Origin of the sequence: Streptococcus oralis subsp. dentisani, assembly GCF_002096685.1 — a bacterium.
GTDB classification, from domain to species: Bacteria; Bacillota; Bacilli; order Lactobacillales; family Streptococcaceae; genus Streptococcus; species Streptococcus oralis_AD.
This window is the reverse complement of the sequence record NZ_NCVA01000041.1, coordinates 292320-308877: the sequence shown is the minus strand read 5'-3', so window position 1 is coordinate 308877 and position 16558 is coordinate 292320. Positions and strand designations below refer to the sequence as shown.

At 43.8% G+C, this 16558-nt stretch carries 14 protein-coding genes; 12 read left to right on the top strand and 2 right to left on the bottom strand.

Annotated features, from left to right (window positions below; genetic code table 11):
• Positions 1 to 5: 5 nt before the first annotated feature.
• Genes rapZ through whiA form a run of 3 tightly spaced genes read left to right on the top strand, consistent with a single transcriptional unit; the run spans position 6 to position 2778 of the window.
• Positions 6 to 896 (top strand): RNase adapter RapZ, encoded by an 891-nt coding sequence (gene rapZ, locus B7705_RS08205; protein ID WP_084948925.1) that lies wholly within the window; start codon positions 6 to 8, stop codon positions 894 to 896.
• Entirely contained in the window at positions 893 to 1870 is a 978-nt protein-coding gene (locus B7705_RS08200; RefSeq protein WP_084948923.1) for a YvcK family protein, read from the top strand. Before rapZ ends, B7705_RS08200 begins: the two co-directional genes overlap by 4 nt.
• Entirely contained in the window at positions 1867 to 2778 is a 912-nt protein-coding gene (gene whiA / locus B7705_RS08195; protein WP_084948922.1) for a DNA-binding protein WhiA, read from the top strand. Before B7705_RS08200 ends, whiA begins: the two co-directional genes overlap by 4 nt.
• Before the next feature lie 32 nt (positions 2779 to 2810).
• Here whiA and B7705_RS08190 read toward each other — a convergent pair whose 3' ends face one another.
• Complete coding sequence (locus B7705_RS08190; protein ID WP_084948921.1) at positions 2811 to 3779, bottom strand: NAD(P)/FAD-dependent oxidoreductase; 969 nt, start codon at positions 3777 to 3779, stop codon at positions 2811 to 2813.
• Between the two features lie 135 nt (positions 3780 to 3914).
• Between B7705_RS08190 and cdaA the strand changes: the two genes are divergently transcribed.
• The 8 genes from cdaA to B7705_RS08145 all read left to right on the top strand — a co-directional run bounded on the left by cdaA (position 3915) and on the right by B7705_RS08145 (position 12317).
• Complete coding sequence (cdaA, locus tag B7705_RS08180; RefSeq protein ID WP_084948919.1) at positions 3915 to 4772, top strand: diadenylate cyclase CdaA; 858 nt, start codon at positions 3915 to 3917, stop codon at positions 4770 to 4772.
• Positions 4759 to 5541, top strand: a complete 783-nt coding sequence (locus B7705_RS08175) for a CdaR family protein (RefSeq protein ID WP_084948918.1) — start codon at positions 4759 to 4761, stop codon at positions 5539 to 5541. Before cdaA ends, B7705_RS08175 begins: the two co-directional genes overlap by 14 nt.
• A gap of 28 nt (positions 5542 to 5569) precedes the next feature.
• Positions 5570 to 6922: a phosphoglucosamine mutase gene (gene glmM, locus B7705_RS08170; RefSeq protein WP_084948916.1), complete on the top strand. Its 1353-nt coding sequence runs from the start codon at positions 5570 to 5572 to the stop codon at positions 6920 to 6922.
• Positions 6923 to 6995: 73 nt separating this feature from the next.
• A complete protein-coding gene (locus tag B7705_RS08165; protein ID WP_001050092.1) occupies positions 6996 to 7370 on the top strand; it encodes a DUF1149 family protein in 375 nt (124 codons plus the stop codon).
• 2 nt (positions 7371 to 7372) lie between these two features.
• Positions 7373 to 8221: a DegV family protein gene (locus B7705_RS08160; protein WP_084948914.1), complete on the top strand. Its 849-nt coding sequence runs from the start codon at positions 7373 to 7375 to the stop codon at positions 8219 to 8221.
• 264 nt (positions 8222 to 8485) lie between these two features.
• Complete coding sequence (gene dapB, locus B7705_RS08155; RefSeq protein ID WP_084948913.1) at positions 8486 to 9253, top strand: 4-hydroxy-tetrahydrodipicolinate reductase; 768 nt, start codon at positions 8486 to 8488, stop codon at positions 9251 to 9253.
• Complete coding sequence (locus tag B7705_RS08150) at positions 9250 to 10449, top strand: CCA tRNA nucleotidyltransferase (RefSeq protein ID WP_084948911.1); 1200 nt, start codon at positions 9250 to 9252, stop codon at positions 10447 to 10449. Before dapB ends, B7705_RS08150 begins: the two co-directional genes overlap by 4 nt.
• On the top strand, positions 10446 to 12317 hold the full coding sequence (locus tag B7705_RS08145; protein WP_084948910.1) for an ABC-F family ATP-binding cassette domain-containing protein: 1872 nt from the start codon (positions 10446 to 10448) through the stop codon (positions 12315 to 12317). The genes B7705_RS08150 and B7705_RS08145 overlap by 4 nt, the downstream gene beginning before the upstream one ends.
• Before the next feature lie 37 nt (positions 12318 to 12354).
• Here the strand turns inward: B7705_RS08145 and B7705_RS08140 are convergent, their stop codons facing one another.
• Entirely contained in the window at positions 12355 to 13542 is a 1188-nt protein-coding gene (locus tag B7705_RS08140; RefSeq protein WP_084948908.1) for a cation diffusion facilitator family transporter, read from the bottom strand.
• A 306-nt stretch (positions 13543 to 13848) separates the two neighbouring features.
• Here B7705_RS08140 and B7705_RS08135 point away from each other — a divergent pair, with 306 nt between their 5' ends.
• A complete protein-coding gene (locus B7705_RS08135) occupies positions 13849 to 16545 on the top strand; it encodes a cation-translocating P-type ATPase (RefSeq protein WP_084948906.1) in 2697 nt (898 codons plus the stop codon).
• Positions 16546 to 16558 lie beyond the last annotated feature (13 nt).

Sequence of the window (16558 nt, the reverse complement as noted above, 5' to 3'; positions counted from 1 at the left end):
GATAGATGACAAAAAAACAACTTCACCTTGTGATTGTAACAGGGATGAGTGGTGCAGGGAAAACGGTAGCTATTCAGTCCTTCGAGGATTTGGGCTATTTCACCATTGACAATATGCCACCAGCCCTCTTGCCAAAGTTCTTGCAGTTGGTAGAGACCAAGGATGATGACCATAAGTTAGCCCTGGTGGTGGATATGCGGAGCCGTTCCTTCTTTTCAGAGATTCAGGCCGTTTTGGATGAATTGGAAAACCAAGATGATTTGGACTTCAAAATCCTCTTTTTAGACGCAGCAGATAAGGAATTGGTGGCACGCTATAAGGAAACTAGAAGAAGTCACCCTCTAGCAGCAGATGGTCGAATTTTAGATGGCATCAAGCTGGAACGTGAACTCTTAGCACCTTTGAAAAACATGAGTCAAAATGTGGTGGATACGACAGAACTCACTCCGCGTGAACTGCGTAAAACCATTGCTGAGCAATTTTCAGACCAAGAACAAGCCCAGTCTTTCCGTATCGAGGTCATGTCTTTTGGATTCAAGTATGGTATCCCTATTGATGCAGACTTGGTTTTTGATGTCCGTTTTTTGCCAAATCCATACTACCTTCCGGAACTCCGCAATCAGACAGGTGAGGATCAAGCAGTTTATGACTATGTGATGAATCATGAAGAGTCTGAAAATTTCTATCAGCACTTGCTTGCTTTGATTGAGCCTATTTTGCCAAGTTACAAAAAAGAAGGCAAGTCCGTCTTGACCATTGCAGTAGGATGTACGGGTGGACAACACCGTAGTGTTGCCTTTGCAAAACGAATCGCTGAGGACCTTGCTAAAAACTGGCCTGTCAATGAAAGCCATCGTGACAAAGACAGAAGAAAGGAAACGGTAAACCGTTCATGAGAAAACCAAAGATAACGGTAATTGGTGGAGGAACAGGTATCCCTGTCATTTTGAAAAGCTTACGCGAAAAGGATGTTGACATCGCAGCCATCGTAACAGTCGCCGATGATGGTGGCTCTTCTGGTGAACTAAGAAAGAATATCCAACAACTGACACCACCAGGTGATCTTCGCAATGTTCTGGTGGCCATGTCGGATATGCCTAAATTTTATGAGAAGGTTTTTCAGTACCGTTTCTCAGAAGAGGCTGGAGCTTTTGCGGGTCATCCACTGGGGAATATCATCATAGCAGGGCTCTCTGAAATGCAAGGATCTACCTACAATGCCATGCAATTACTCAGTAAGTTTTTTCACACAACAGGAAAAATCTACCCCTCAAGCGATCAGCCTTTGACACTGCATGCAGTCTTTAAAGACGGTTCTGAGGTGGCAGGTGAGAGCCACATTGCAGATCATCCAGGCATGATCGACCATGTCTATGTGACCAATACTCTGGATGATGAAACACCGCAAGCCAGTCGTCGAGTAGTCAATACTATTCTCGAGAGTGACATGATCGTCTTGGGGCCTGGTTCCCTCTTTACATCGATTTTGCCCAATATTGTCATCGAGGAGATTGGGCAAGCACTCTTGGAGACTAAGGCAGAGATAGCCTATGTCTGCAATATCATGACCCAGCGTGGGGAAACAGAGCACTTTTCAGACAGTGACCACGTGGAAGTCCTCCATAGACATCTAGGTCGGCCTTTTATTGATACGGTCTTGGTCAATATCGAAAAGGTTCCTAGAGAATACATGAATACCAACCGTTTTGATGAATATTTGGTTCAGGTAGAACATGATTTTGCTGGTCTTTGCAAGCAGGTGCCTCGTGTCATTTCATCCAACTTCCTTCGTTTGGAAAATGGAGGAGCCTTCCATGATGGCGATTTGATTGTAGATGAATTGATGCGCATCATACAGGTGAGAAAATGAGTTTTACAGTTGCAGTAAAAGAAGAAATTCTTGGTCAGCACCATCTCAGTCGTCATGAACTATCAGCCATCATCAAGATGTCTGGTAGTATTGGTCTCTCGACTTCGGGCTTGACTCTGTCTGTTGTGACTGAAAATGCCAAGTTAGCTCGGCACCTTTATGAGTCCTTTCTCTATTTTTATGAAATCAAGTCAGAAATTCGTCACCATCAGAGAAGCAATCTTCGCAAGAATCGTGTCTACACGGTCTATACTGATGAGAGGGTGCAGGAGCTTTTAGCTGATTTGCGGCTTGCGGATTCCTTCTTTGGTTTGGAGACGGGTATTGATCCCGATATTTTAGCAGATGAGGAGGCTGGTCGTGCTTACTTATGTGGGGCCTTTCTGGCAAATGGTAGCATTCGAGATCCTGAGTCTGGCAAATACCAGTTGGAAATCAGTTCCGTTTATCTGGACCATGCCCAAGGACTGGCCTCTCTTCTTCAGCAGTTTTTGCTGGACGCTAAGGTCATTGAGCGCAAGAAAGGTGCAGTTACCTATCTCCAGCGTGCAGAAGACATCATGGATTTCTTGATCGTGATTGGGGCCATGCAGGCGCGTGATAATTTTGAGCGCGTCAAGATTTTACGTGAAACTCGTAACGATCTCAATCGAGCCAATAACGCTGAAACAGCCAATATCGCTCGAACGGTTTCTGCCAGTATGAAGACCATTAATAATATCAGTAAAATCAAAGATAGAATGGGTTTGGAAAATTTACCCGTAGATTTGCAGGAGGTGGCTCAGTTGCGAATCCAGCATCCAGACTACTCTATCCAGCAGTTGGCAGATAGCCTGAGCAATCCCCTGACTAAAAGTGGTGTCAACCACAGACTCAGAAAGATCAATAAAATAGCAGATGAATTATAAAACCACGGATTAGTTAATCCGTGGTTCTTTTCTTATAAACTGGTTGAGTGTTTGGGTTGTACTTTTTGGTCAGGGTCGATGTAGTTGATAGCATTGTTCACAGCTGTAGGTGCTTCTCCAAGTCCTGTGGCAATCAAATCAATCTTTCCTTCGTAGTAGCAGCAGTCGCCTATAGCATAGATACCTGATTGGCTAGCCTCTTGCTTGCTGTTGACGATAATCTTGTGACGGTTGAGATCCAGACCCCAAATTTTAAGATTGCCGACAGATGATTTGAAACCATAGTTGACAAAGAGGTGGTCTACCTCGATAGTTTCGGTTTCATCTGATTTGACTTTGGTGATTTCTAGTTTGTCGAGTGTTTTTCCATCTCCGAGAAGTTGGCTAGGAACGAATGGTGTTTTGATGGTTACAGATGATTCTTGTAGAGCTTGCACACTATGTTCCAAGGCGCGGAAATTATCTCGACGGTGAACGAGAGTAGTTGGGGCAATCTTTTCAAAAGCCAGAGCCCAGTCCACTGCAGAGTCCCCTCCACCAAGGATGGTCACTTTCTTACCAGCGTATTGCTGGATGTTGGCAACGTGGTAGTGGATATTTTCATAGTTTTCGACGCCATCTAGTTCGAGCGGACGCGGTTTAAAGGCACCGCCACCCATGGCAATGATGACTGTTTTGGTCAGGTGGCTTCCCTTGTTGGTTGTGATGGTAAAACCTTGATCTTGTTTCTCGATTTCAAGAACAGTTTCGTTGAGGTGAACAGGTGTTTCAAAGCCGTCTAGCTGTTCAATCAAGCGATTGGTCAGTTCTTCCCCAGTTAAGTTTGGAAAACCTGGCACATCAAGGATTTGCTTTTCAGGGTAGAGGATGGCGGGCTGGCCACCTAGCTGGGGAAGGGAGTCGATGATTTGGACTTTGGCTTGGCGGAGGTGGGCGTAAAAGGCAGCAAAGAGTCCAACAGGACCTCCACCTACAATAGTAATATCATAGAGTTGAGACATGATTTCTCCTTCGTTTTTCTAGTCAATTTATTTTATCATATTTTTGCTTAATTTAAAATGAGGTAGGATAGGGAAAAAATGGGCAAAAAATGGTATAATGGTACAGAAAGTGTTTTGACAGGGAGGAGGCCAGGGATGAATTTTCAACCATTATCCAATTTGCAATACTGGACGAGTTTGTTTTCAAGCCCTTGGAGTATCGTCATCAATCTGATTGATATTCTGATTGTGACTTATATTTTGTATCATTTTACAAAGGCCATTGCAGGTACTAAAATCATGATCTTGGTGCGGGGAGTTTTGGTCTTCATTCTAGCTCAAATTCTCTCCAATATGATTGGTTTAACAACTATTTCTTGGCTGATCAATCAAATCATCACCTATGGGGTTATTGCAGCAGTGGTCATCTTTTCACCGGAGATTCGGACGGGTCTAGAGCGGTTGGGCCGGGCAACGGATTTCTTTTCCAATGCTCCGATTAGTGCAGAGGAGCAGATGATTCGTGCCTTTGTCAAATCAGTCGAGTACATGAGTCCGCGTAAGATTGGTGCGCTGGTAGCAGTTCAGCGTGTGAGAACCTTGCAGGAGTATATCTCGACGGGGATTCCCCTAGATGCCAAGATTTCAGCTGAATTGCTCATCAATATTTTTATTCCTAACACTCCCTTGCACGATGGAGCGGTCATTATCCGAGAAGATCGGATTGCCGTCACCTCAGCCTATCTGCCACTAACTGAAAATACAGAGATTTCCAAGGAGTTTGGAACGCGTCACAGGGCGGCGATTGGTTTGTCGGAAGTGTCAGATGCTCTTACCTTTGTGGTTTCGGAAGAAACGGGTGGAATCTCAATCACCTATAATGGAGTCTTTAAGCACGATTTGACCTTGGAAGAGTTTGAATCTGAATTGAGAAGAATCCTGCTTCCAACATCAGAGGAAAAACATGGTTTGAAAGAGCGCTTGCTAGGAGGATTGAAACATGAGAAAAAATAGTCTTTATATCATTTCTTCCTTCTTTTTCGCCTGCATCCTCTTTATCTATGCGACTTCTACAAACTATCAGAATAATAATAGTGCCAGACAGGTGCGGACGGAAACCTATACTAATACAGTACTCAATGTACCAATTGATATCCACTATGACAGTGAACAGTACTTTATTAGTGGCTTCACGTCAGAAGTAACGGTTTTCTTGACAGGTTCCAATCGAGTTGCTTTGGCAAGCGAAATGCAGGAAAGTACGCGTAAATTCAAGGTGACAGCTGACTTAACCAATGCCAGTGTTGGAACAATAGAAGTTCCTCTAAACATAGAAAATCTACCAAGTGGTTTGACCGCTGTTGCAACACCACAAAAGATAACAGTGAAGGTCGGTAAAAAAGCAAAACGAGGCAATGTAATCGTTGTTCCAGAGATTGATCCTAGCCAGATTGATTCTCGTGTGAAAATCGATACAGTTACTGTGTCAGATGAAAAAGTAACGGTTATTAGTGATGAGGAAACCCTCTCCAAAGTAGATCGTGTCATTGCCATCTTACCGACGAGTGAACGGATAACGGGTAACTACTCGGCTTCTGTTCCTCTACAAGCAGTTGATAAAAATGGCAATGTCTTGCCAAGCGTCATTATGCCATTTGACACGACTATGAAAATTACAACAAAAACAGCATCGTCTAGCTCGAGTTCTTCGTCAACGGGCTCTTCAACCAGTAGTTCGTCTTCAACGAGTTCAGAAACGAAACCAGACTCGTCTAAACAATAATAAATAATAGAAAAGGATGATAAATAAAATGGGTAAATATTTTGGGACTGATGGAGTCCGTGGAGAAGCAAACGTAGAACTGACGCCAGAATTGGCCTTTAAATTGGGTCGTTTTGGAGGTTATGTCCTCAGTCAACACGAAACGGAAGCCCCTAAAGTCTTTGTAGGACGTGATACACGTATCTCAGGAGAAATGCTAGAATCTGCCTTGGTAGCGGGTCTCCTCTCAGTAGGGATTCACGTCTACAAACTCGGTGTCCTTGCAACACCAGCAGTAGCTTATTTGGTTAAAACTGAGGGAGCTAGTGCGGGTGTCATGATTTCAGCGAGTCACAACCCAGCCCTTGATAATGGAATTAAGTTCTTTGGTGGAGATGGCTTTAAGCTTGACGACGACAAAGAAGCAGAAATTGAAGCCTTGCTGGATGCTGCCGAGGACACTCTTCCTCGTCCAAGTGCCGAAGGCTTGGGAACCTTAGTGGACTATCCAGAAGGTTTACGCAAGTATGAAGGATACCTTGTTTCAACTGGAGCTCCTCTTGAAGGAATGAAAGTGGCCTTGGACACAGCCAACGGTGCAGCGTCTACAAGTGCTCGTCAAATCTTTGCAGACCTTGGGGCTCAAATAACTGTTATCGGTGAGACACCAGATGGTCTTAATATCAACTTGAATGTGGGTTCTACACATCCAGAAGCTCTTCAAGAAGTGGTCAAAGAAAGCCAGTCTGCTATTGGTTTGGCCTTTGACGGTGATAGTGACCGTTTGATTGCTGTTGATGAAAATGGCGACATCGTTGATGGTGATAAGATCATGTACATCATCGGGAAATACCTTTCTGAAAAAGGCCAGTTAGCTCAAAACACCATCGTGACAACCGTCATGTCTAACCTTGGGTTCCATAAGGCCTTGGAGAGTGCTGGCATTAACAAGGCAGTGACTGCAGTTGGTGACCGCTATGTCGTTGAAGAAATGAGAAAATCAGGCTACAACCTTGGTGGTGAACAATCAGGCCACGTTATCTTGATGGACTACAATACAACTGGTGATGGTCAATTATCAGCTGTCCAATTGACTAAGATCATGAAAGAAACAGGTAAGAGTTTGTCTCAATTGGCATCAGAAGTGACGATTTACCCACAAAAACTGGTCAATATCCGAGTGGAAAATGCCATGAAAGAAAAAGCCATGGAAGTACCAGCCATCAAGGTAATCATCGAAAAGATGGAAGAAGAGATGGCAGGGAACGGTCGTATCCTTGTCCGCCCAAGTGGAACAGAACCCCTCTTGCGTGTCATGGCAGAAGCCCCTACAACAGAAGAAGTCAACTACTATGTAGATACGATTGCTGCTGTGGTTAAAGATGAAATCGGAATTGACTAAAGCCTAGAAAACTAGATGAAATGATAAAAATGTGGTACAATTGCATAGTAAATTGTAGCAATGGGAGAGAAAAATGAATCTTAAACGAGAACAAGAATTTGTTAGCCAGTATCACTTTGATGCTCGTAACTTTGAATGGGAAAATGAAAATGGAGCTCCTGAAACCAAGGTAGACGTGAACTTTCAGCTACTCCAACATGACCAAGAAAACCAAGTGACTTCGCTTGTTGTTATCTTGAGTTTCATGATTGTCTTTGACAAATTTGTCATCAGTGGAACGATTTCTCAAGTGAATCATGTGGAAGGTCGTATTGTCAACGAACCAAGCGAATTTAACCAAGAAGAAGTCGAAACCTTGGCACGTCCATGCTTGAACATGCTCAACCGTTTGACGTATGAAGTAACAGAAATCGCCTTGGATCTTCCAGGAATCAATTTGGAGTTTTAGTCATGAAATTAGCTGTCATTACAGATTCTTCAGCCTATTTAGAGGAGAAGACGCTGCAAAGAGAGAATCTATTTGTCTTGGATATTCCTGTCAATATTGATGGGGAGGAGTATGTCGAAGGTGTCAATCTGACTGCTGAGGAATTTTATCAAAAAATGGCTCAGTCTGCAGAATTGCCTAAAACCAGTCAACCAAGTATTGCCAAATTAGATGAGATTTTAAGTTCCTTGAAAGATGGAGGGTATACCCATGTCTTGGGCCTTTTCCTTTCGTCAGGAATTTCAGGCTTTTATCAGAATATCCAATATATGTTGGATGAGTATGATGGCTTGACCATTGACTTTCCTGATACCCATATCACAAGTGCTCCTCTAGGATTTATGGTGGAGAGTGCCTTTGAATGGGCAGAACAAGGCGATGATTTTGCTCAGATTCAGGAAAAATTAGCTCTTCAAATTGCTGATAACTCAGCCTTTATCATAGTAGATGACCTCGACCATTTGGTTAAGGGAGGACGTCTGTCAAATGGGGCAGCCGTCTTAGGGAATCTCCTCAGTATCAAGCCTATCCTCTACTTTAATGACCAAGGGGTGATTGAAGTTTACGAAAAAGTTCGTACGGAAAAGAAGGCAACCAAACGTTTGGTGGAAATCATCAAAGAGTTGACAAAAGATGGGGACTACCGTATCACAGTCATTCATGGCAATACTCCTCAAAAGGCAGTGGACTTACGTCAGCTTTTGATTGAGAGCGGTGTGACTGCTGAGATTCCAATTGTTAGCTTTGGTAGTGTCATTGGGACTCACCTTGGAGAAGGTAGTATCGCCTTGAGCTATACACCAATCGTCTAAATTGTTCTTACAAGCTTTGTATCTTAGAAATTGAACACGGCCTACCTGCCTCTTGAAAAAAGATGCCTGTCTTGCCTTTCATGGAAAGTCAGCGCCATTCCCTATTTTTCATGGGCAGCTAACGTCCTTTGTATCTTGATAATTGAACACGCCTGGAACCCTGTGTGAAAAAGATAGTTCTTCCAAGGAGTAGACACTCCTTGATCAGAACTCCTATTTTCACTTTGTGTTCTTACAGGCTTTGTATCTTAGACAGGAGTAGAGATGAGTATTCGAGTAATTATTGCCGGTTTTAAGGGAAAGATGGGCCAAGCTGCTTGTCAGATGGTCTTGGCTGATCCAGATTTGGACTTGGTCGCAGTTTTGGATCCTTTTGAGTCTGAGTCAGAATGGCAGGGAATTCCTGTCTTCAATGATAAGGCTGACTTGGCTGGATTTGAGGCTGATGTCTGGGTGGATTTCACCACACCAGCTGTTGCTTACGAAAATACGCGCTTTGCCCTTGAAAATGGCTTTGCTCCTGTCGTAGGAACAACTGGATTCACTAGTGACGAAATTGCTGAACTAAAAGCATTTTCCCGTGAACAAGATTTGGGGGGCTTGATTGCCCCTAACTTTGCCTTGGGAGCTGTCTTGCTCATGCAATTTGCGGCGCAGGCTGCTAAATATTTCCCAAACGTGGAGATTATCGAGCTCCATCATGACAAGAAAAAAGATGCTCCTAGTGGAACAGCTATTAAAACGGCTGAGTTGATGGCGGAAGTTCGGGAATCAATCCAGCAAGGTGCGGCTGATGAGGAAGAATTGATTGCGGGTGCTCGCGGTGCTGACTTTGATGGCATGCGCATCCATTCGGTCCGTTTACCAGGCTTGGTAGCCCATCAGGAAGTCATCTTTGGCAATCAGGGAGAAGGATTGACGCTCCGTCATGACTCCTATGATCGCAGCTCCTTCATGACAGGGGTCAATTTGGGAATCAAAGAAGTTGTCAAGCGTCATGAGCTTGTCTATGGATTAGAACACTTATTATGAGATTAACGCAAATGCCTTCTGAATTTCAGAAGGCTTTACCAGTATTAGAAAAAATTAAAGAAGCAGGCTTTGAGGCCTATTTTGTTGGGGGCTCTGTTCGAGATGCCCTCCTCAATCGTCCCATCCACGATGTGGATATTGCGACTTCTTCTTATCCAGAGGAGACCAAGCAGATTTTTCCGCGAACAGCCGATATTGGAATCGAGCACGGAACTGTCTTAGTTTTAGATGGGGACGAGGAGTATGAGGTAACCACCTTTCGGACCGAAGATGTCTATGTGGACTACCGCAGACCCAGTGCGGTTTCCTTTGTGCGTTCGCTAGAAGAAGACCTCAAGCGCCGTGATTTCACAGTCAATGCCTTCGCTTTGGATGAGACAGGCGAAATCATTGACTTGTTTCATGGTTTAGAGGATTTGGAAAACCAAGTCTTGCGAGCAGTTGGAGTAGCTAGTGAGCGTTTTAACGAGGATGCTCTGCGGATTATGCGTGGTTTCCGCTTTCAGGCCAGTCTCGGTTTTAAACTTGAGTCAGAAACTTTTGAGGCGATGAAGACTTTGACTCCGCTCTTGGAGAAAATTTCTGTGGAGCGCACCTTCGTTGAGTTTGATAAGCTCTTGCTGGCACCTTTTTGGCGAGTTGGTCTGGCTTCCATGATTGAGAGTCGAGCTTATGACTATCTTCCAGATATGGCAGGAAGCCAAGACAAGCTCAACGGACTGTTTGATTTAGAGACTGAGTTCACTTTTGAATCTTCTGAACAAGCTTGGGCAGCTCTCTTGTGGGCCTTGGAGATTAAAGATGCACAGCCATTTTTGAAGGCATGGAAAACCTCACGACAGTTTGCCAAGCAGGTTCAGGATTTGCTGACCATATTGGCTCTGCGTGAAAAGAGAGGACTGAGCAAGCGCGATTGTTACCGCTTTGACTTGGATTCCCTTCTACAGGCTGAAAGTCTTCGTCAGGCTCAAAGAAAAGCAGTCAACCCACAAGCCATCACAGAAACTTACCAGAGTTTGACCATTCATGATAAGAAAGAAATCCAAATCAATGGAGGTATTCTCATCAAAGAGTACGGCTATCAGCCAGGTCCAGACTTGGGAGAAATTTTAACAGAGATTGAGTTTGCCATTGTTGATGGAGAATTGGAAAATGACCGTCAAGCCATCCATGCTTACCTGAGGGAGAAAAAATGAGTGATTTTATTGTTGAAAAACTAAGCAAATCCGTCGGTGACAAGACCGTTTTTAAGGATATTTCCTTTATCATCCATGACCTAGACAGAATCGGTCTAATTGGTGTCAATGGAACGGGTAAGACTACCCTTTTGGACGTCCTTTCTGGTGTTTCTGGCTTTGATGGGGATGTCAGTCCCTTTTCGGCAAAGAATGACTATAAGATCGGTTACTTGACTCAGAATCCAGATTTTGATGATAGCAAGACGGTCTTGGATACGGTTCTGTCCAGCGACCTCAAGGAAATTCAGCTGATTCGTGAGTATGAGTTGATCATGCTCAACTACAGTGAGGACAAGCAGGCTCGTTTGGAACGGGTCATGGCAGAGATGGACTCTCTCCAAGCTTGGGAAATTGAAAGCCAGGTCAAGACGGTTCTCAGCAAGTTGGGGATTCAGGACTTATCAACTCCTGTTGGCGAATTGTCAGGTGGTCTGAGAAGACGGGTTCAGTTGGCGCAAGTTCTTCTTGGAGACCACGATCTCTTGCTACTGGATGAGCCGACCAACCACTTAGATATTGCGACTATTGAGTGGCTGACCCTCTTTTTGAAAAATTCCAAGAAAACCGTTCTCTTCATCACCCACGATCGTTATTTCTTAGACGCTTTGTCAACACGAATTTTCGAGTTGGACCGAGCAGGCTTGACCGAGTATCAGGGTAATTATCAGGACTATGTTCGCCTTAAGGCGGAGCAAGATGAGCGTGACGCTGCTCTCCTTCACAAAAAAGACCAACTTTATAAGCAAGAATTGGCCTGGATGCGCAGACAACCACAGGCACGTGCGACTAAGCAGCAGGCTCGTATCAATCGTTTTCATGACTTGAAAAAAGAAGTTTCAAGCGGCGTTGCTGAGACAGACTTGACCATGAACTTTGAAACCAGCCGTATTGGTAAGAAGGTTATCGAGTTTAAAGATGTTTCCTTTGCTTATGAGAATAAGCCCATTTTGCAAGATTTTAATCTATTGGTGCAAGCCAAAGACCGTATCGGAATCGTTGGGGACAACGGTGTGGGGAAATCAACCCTACTCAACCTGATTGCAGGAAGTCTTGAGCCGACTGAAGGACAAGTTGTGATTGGAGAAACAGTTCGCATCGCCTATTTCTCTCAACAAATTGAGGACCTGGATGAAAGCAAACGCGTTATCAATTACCTACAGGAAGTGGCAGAAGAGGTTAAGACTAGCGGTGGTACTACGACATCTATTGCAGAATTACTAGAACAATTTCTTTTCCCTCGTTCAACGCACGGTACCTTGATTGAGAAACTATCAGGTGGAGAGAAGAAACGTCTGTATCTCCTCAAATTACTCCTTGAAAAACCCAATGTGCTTCTCTTGGATGAACCGACAAATGACCTAGACATTGCAACCTTAACAGTTCTAGAAAATTTTTTACAAGGTTTTGCAGGACCAGTCTTGACAGTTAGTCATGACCGCTATTTCCTTGATAAGGTAGCGACCAAGATTCTTGCCTTTGAAGATGGGAAAATTCGACCATTCTTTGGCCATTATACCGACTATCTTGATGAAAAAGCCTTTGAAGCAGAAGCGACCAGTCAAGTTCAAAAGGCTGACAAGGAAAAGGTTGTCAAAGTCCGTGAAGAAAAGAAACGGATGACCTACCAAGAAAAGCAGGAGTGGGCAAGCATTGAAGGGGATATTGAAACCTTGGAAAACCGTATCTCTGTTATTGAAGAAGAGATGCAGGCAAGTGGTTCTGACTTTGGGAAACTAGCTACTCTTCAGAAAGAATTAGACGAGAAGAATGAAGCCTTGCTGGAAAAATACGAACGCTATGAATATTTAAGTGAGTTTGATAATTAGAAGAATAGAAAAATCCCGTCTCATGGACAGGATTTCTCTATTCTTCTTTTTTTGTTTCCTGGTGGAAGACATTTTGCCAAGTCTCATGGCGACGCCAGATACTGGTGTGGACGATGCCATCTAGCTCATAGCAAATGAGCTTGGTTTTCTGACTAATGGAAGTGATTTGAATATCCTTAATAGCAGCTTTAAGTTCTTTTTCGGCTTGATAAGCGACTTTATCCATCTGCTCTCCATCTTGACGGATATAGAGAAAGTCCTCAGCAAGGAGTTCTTCTAGCTGATTTCCTTGGTCAATCAATTGCTCACGCATGAGCAGTTTTTTGTAGACATTGTCTAAAATCTCGTCCTCAGGTATGGGAGCTGGCTCGATATGGACATCGGTATCAAAGACTCCGAAGCGCTCTTCCAGCATGGATTCGACCTGGTCCGCAATTTTGTGACTCTCATAGACTGATAAGTCGGGATTCATTTCTAAGGTGATATCAAGGTAGATATTGCTACCGTAGGTACGCCCTCTTTGGGACTTGACCTTACTAATCTTTGGAATCTCCATGATGGCCTTTTGGTAGTCCTCTAGCAGACGGTCATCAAAACCATCTGAAAGACTGAAGGAAGACTCGATAAAGATATCATAGGCTGTTTTTAAGATAAAGAAGGTGATGATGATAGCGACCAATTTATCCACGATAGGATAATTGAAACTGCTGGCTAAGATAGCAATGGAAGTCCCAAGCGAGGTGACAGCATCAGAAAGATTGTCCTTAGCAGCTGCCTTGAGAGCTTTGGATTTCGATTTCTTACTGAGGCGTGTGTTATAGAGATAAACAGCAAACATGACCGCTGCTGAAATGATTCCTAGAATCGCTCCCAAAGGATCAATAGGTGTTTGTTCCCGACTGAGGATTTTCTGAATGGTGTCCCGAAGCACATCAAAACCAACATAGAACATGATGATGGAAGTAATCAAGCTAGCCAAATCTTCAATCTTCCAGTGACCAAAGCGATGGTCACGGTCTGCAGGTTGGCGGGCCATCCGAATCCCAATCAAGAGGGCAACGTTTCCGATAATATCGGATACGTTGTTGAAACCATCTGCCACCAAACTGGAAGAATGCAGGAGGTGACCAGTTGCCAATTTTGCCGCAGACAAGAGGAGGTAGGTTGAAATACTGATAATGGCTCCACGTTCTGCCAATTTGAGATTTGACATGGATTGGTTCATCGGGCTTCCTTTCTAGTCATATAGTATTCTACCATTATACTGGTTTTCAAGGGAAAATTCAAATTTAGTCTTGTTTCATCGGATTTAAACCCTTGAAAACTTTTCAAATTTTGATATAATAGTACTACTCAAGGGAGTAGCTGGCAGAAACCTGTGATAGTGTCGTCATTCCGAATTGTATACTGAAAAGTATGTTTTCCGGCACTATCTTAAACAGCGAGACTTGTTATGATTAACAGGTCTCTTTTTGTTTGTCATAAAACTAAAAGAGAACTTGTTTTGCACACAATGTCAAGGAGGAGACATATGTCAAAAGAACAAAAACGCCAAGCGTTTTACACTCAAAGTCCTGAAGAGGTCTTGAAGTCAGTTGAAGCAACTGAGCAAGGTCTTTCGTCAAGCGAAGCGCAGAAACGTCTAGCTGAATATGGACGCAATGAACTGGAAGAGGGTGAGAAAAAATCTCTCCTAGTCAAGTTTATCGAGCAATTTAAGGATTTGATGATTATCATCCTAGTTGCTGCGGCTATCTTGTCAGTCGTAACTTCTGGTGGGGAAGATATCGCAGATGCCATCATTATCCTAGCCGTGGTTATCATCAACGCTGCCTTTGGTGTTTACCAAGAAGGAAAAGCAGAAGAAGCCATCGAAGCCCTCAAGTCTATGTCTAGTCCAGCTGCTCGCGTTATTCGTGATGGGCACATGGCTGAGATTGATTCCAAAGAATTGGTACCAGGTGATATCGTTGCCCTTGAAGCTGGTGATGTAGTGCCAGCAGACCTACGTTTGCTAGAAGCTAATTCTCTTAAAATTGAAGAAGCAGCCTTGACAGGTGAGTCTGTTCCAGTCGAAAAAGACTTGACTGTCGAGCTCTCTGCAGATGCTGGTATTGGTGACCGTGTCAATATGGCCTTCCAAAACTCAAATGTGACTTATGGTCGTGGTCTTGGCGTTGTTGTCAATACAGGTATGTACACGGAAGTGGGTCATATCGCTGGCATGCTCCAAGATGCGGATGAGACGGATACACCACTCAAACAAAACTTGAACAACCTTTCTAAGGTCTTGACCTATGCAATTTTGGTCATTGCCCTTGTTACTTTTGTAGTCGGAGTCTTCATTCAAGGTAAAAATCCACTTGGTGAGTTGATGACATCTGTTGCGCTTGCTGTTGCAGCCATCCCAGAAGGACTTCCTGCTATCGTGACCATCGTTCTTGCCCTTGGTACTCAAGTTTTGGCAAAACGAAACTCTATCGTTCGTAAGTTGCCAGCAGTTGAAACACTTGGTTCAACTGAGATCATCGCTTCTGATAAGACTGGTACGCTTACCATGAACAAGATGACAGTCGAAAAAGTCTTCTATGATGCAGTCCTACATGATTCAGCTGATGATATTGAACTAGGTCTTGAAATGCCTCTTCTTCGTTCTGTTGTTTTGGCTAATGATACTAAGATTGATGCAGAAGGAAACCTGATTGGGGATCCAACGGAAACAGCCTTCATCCAGTATGCCTTGGACAAGGGCTATGATGTTAAAGGATTTTTAGAGCAATATCCTCGTGTAGCTGAGTTACCATTTGACTCAGATCGTAAACTCATGTCAACGGTTCATCCATTACCAGATGGTAAATTCCTCGTAGCAGTCAAGGGAGCCCCTGACCAACTTTTGAAACGTTGTGTTGCTCGTGATAAGGCTGGAGATGTTGCTCCGATTGATGAGAAAGTTAATGACTTAATTCACACAAACAACTCTGAAATGGCTCACCAAGCCTTGCGTGTTCTTGCAGGTGCTTATAAGATTGTAGACAGCATTCCAGAAAACCTGACTTCTGAAGAGCTTGAAAACAACTTGATCTTTACTGGATTGATTGGAATGATTGACCCTGAACGTGCCGAAGCAGCAGAAGCTGTTCGTGTCGCTAAGGAAGCGGGAATCCGTCCAATCATGATCACTGGTGACCACCAAGATACAGCGGAAGCCATTGCCAAACGTTTGGGAATCATCGATGAAAATGACTCGGAAGACCATGTCTTGACTGGTGCTGAACTCAACGAACTTTCTGATGAAGAATTTGAAAAAGTCGTTGGTCAATACTCTGTCTACGCGCGTGTATCTCCAGAACACAAGGTTCGTATCGTCAAGGCTTGGCAAAAACAAGGTAAGGTTGTTGCTATGACAGGTGACGGTGTTAATGATGCGCCAGCTCTGAAAACAGCCGATATCGGTATCGGTATGGGAATCACTGGTACAGAGGTTTCTAAGGGGGCTTCTGACATGATTCTTGCAGATGATAACTTTGCGACCATTATCGTCGCAGTTGAAGAAGGACGCAAGGTCTTCTCAAACATTCAAAAGACTATTCAGTACTTACTTTCTGCCAATACTGCTGAAGTATTAACTATCTTCTTATCAACCTTGTTTGGTTGGGACGTCTTGCAGCCAGTTCATCTTTTGTGGATCAACTTGGTAACCGATACCTTCCCAGCTATCGCTCTTGGTGTTGAACCTGCTGAGCCAGGTGTTATGACCCACAAACCTCGTGGACGTAAGTCAAGCTTCTTCTCAGGTGGTGTTTTGAGTTCTATCATCTATCAAGGTGTACTCCAAGCAGCTATTGTTATGAGTGTTTATGGACTTGCAATTGCTTACCCAGTTCATGTGGGTGACAATCATGCCATTCATGCGGATGCCCTTACTATGGCCTTTGCAACCCTTGGTTTGATTCAACTATTCCATGCCTACAATGTCAAGTCTGTTTACCAATCCATCTTGACAGTTGGCCCATTCAAGTCTAAGACCTTTAACTGGTCCATCTTGGTATCCTTCATCCTTCTGATGGCGACCATCGTTGTAGAACCGCTTGAAGGAATCTTCCACGTAACCAAACTAGACTTGTCACAATGGGCCATTGTTCTAGCTGGAAGCTTCTCAATGATTATCATCGTCGAAATCGTCAAGTTTGTTCAACGTAAACTTGGTCTTGATAAGAACGCGATTTAAAAAGAAAGTCATC

What these genes read in the sequence shown, in the direction of transcription:
- rapZ (WP_084948925.1), top strand. Translation starts at nt 6, where the DNA reads ATGACAAAAAAACAACTTCACCTTGTGATTGTAACAGGGATGAGTGGT.
- B7705_RS08200 (WP_084948923.1), top strand. Translation starts at nt 893, where the DNA reads ATGAGAAAACCAAAGATAACGGTAATTGGTGGAGGAACAGGTATCCCT.
- whiA (WP_084948922.1), top strand. Translation starts at nt 1,867, where the DNA reads ATGAGTTTTACAGTTGCAGTAAAAGAAGAAATTCTTGGTCAGCACCAT.
- B7705_RS08190 (WP_084948921.1), bottom strand. Translation starts at nt 3,779, where the DNA reads ATGTCTCAACTCTATGATATTACTATTGTAGGTGGAGGTCCTGTTGGA.
- cdaA (WP_084948919.1), top strand. Translation starts at nt 3,915, where the DNA reads ATGAATTTTCAACCATTATCCAATTTGCAATACTGGACGAGTTTGTTT.
- B7705_RS08175 (WP_084948918.1), top strand. Translation starts at nt 4,759, where the DNA reads ATGAGAAAAAATAGTCTTTATATCATTTCTTCCTTCTTTTTCGCCTGC.
- glmM (WP_084948916.1), top strand. Translation starts at nt 5,570, where the DNA reads ATGGGTAAATATTTTGGGACTGATGGAGTCCGTGGAGAAGCAAACGTA.
- B7705_RS08165 (WP_001050092.1), top strand. Translation starts at nt 6,996, where the DNA reads ATGAATCTTAAACGAGAACAAGAATTTGTTAGCCAGTATCACTTTGAT.
- B7705_RS08160 (WP_084948914.1), top strand. Translation starts at nt 7,373, where the DNA reads ATGAAATTAGCTGTCATTACAGATTCTTCAGCCTATTTAGAGGAGAAG.
- dapB (WP_084948913.1), top strand. Translation starts at nt 8,486, where the DNA reads ATGAGTATTCGAGTAATTATTGCCGGTTTTAAGGGAAAGATGGGCCAA.
- B7705_RS08150 (WP_084948911.1), top strand. Translation starts at nt 9,250, where the DNA reads ATGAGATTAACGCAAATGCCTTCTGAATTTCAGAAGGCTTTACCAGTA.
- B7705_RS08145 (WP_084948910.1), top strand. Translation starts at nt 10,446, where the DNA reads ATGAGTGATTTTATTGTTGAAAAACTAAGCAAATCCGTCGGTGACAAG.
- B7705_RS08140 (WP_084948908.1), bottom strand. Translation starts at nt 13,542, where the DNA reads ATGAACCAATCCATGTCAAATCTCAAATTGGCAGAACGTGGAGCCATT.
- B7705_RS08135 (WP_084948906.1), top strand. Translation starts at nt 13,849, where the DNA reads ATGTCAAAAGAACAAAAACGCCAAGCGTTTTACACTCAAAGTCCTGAA.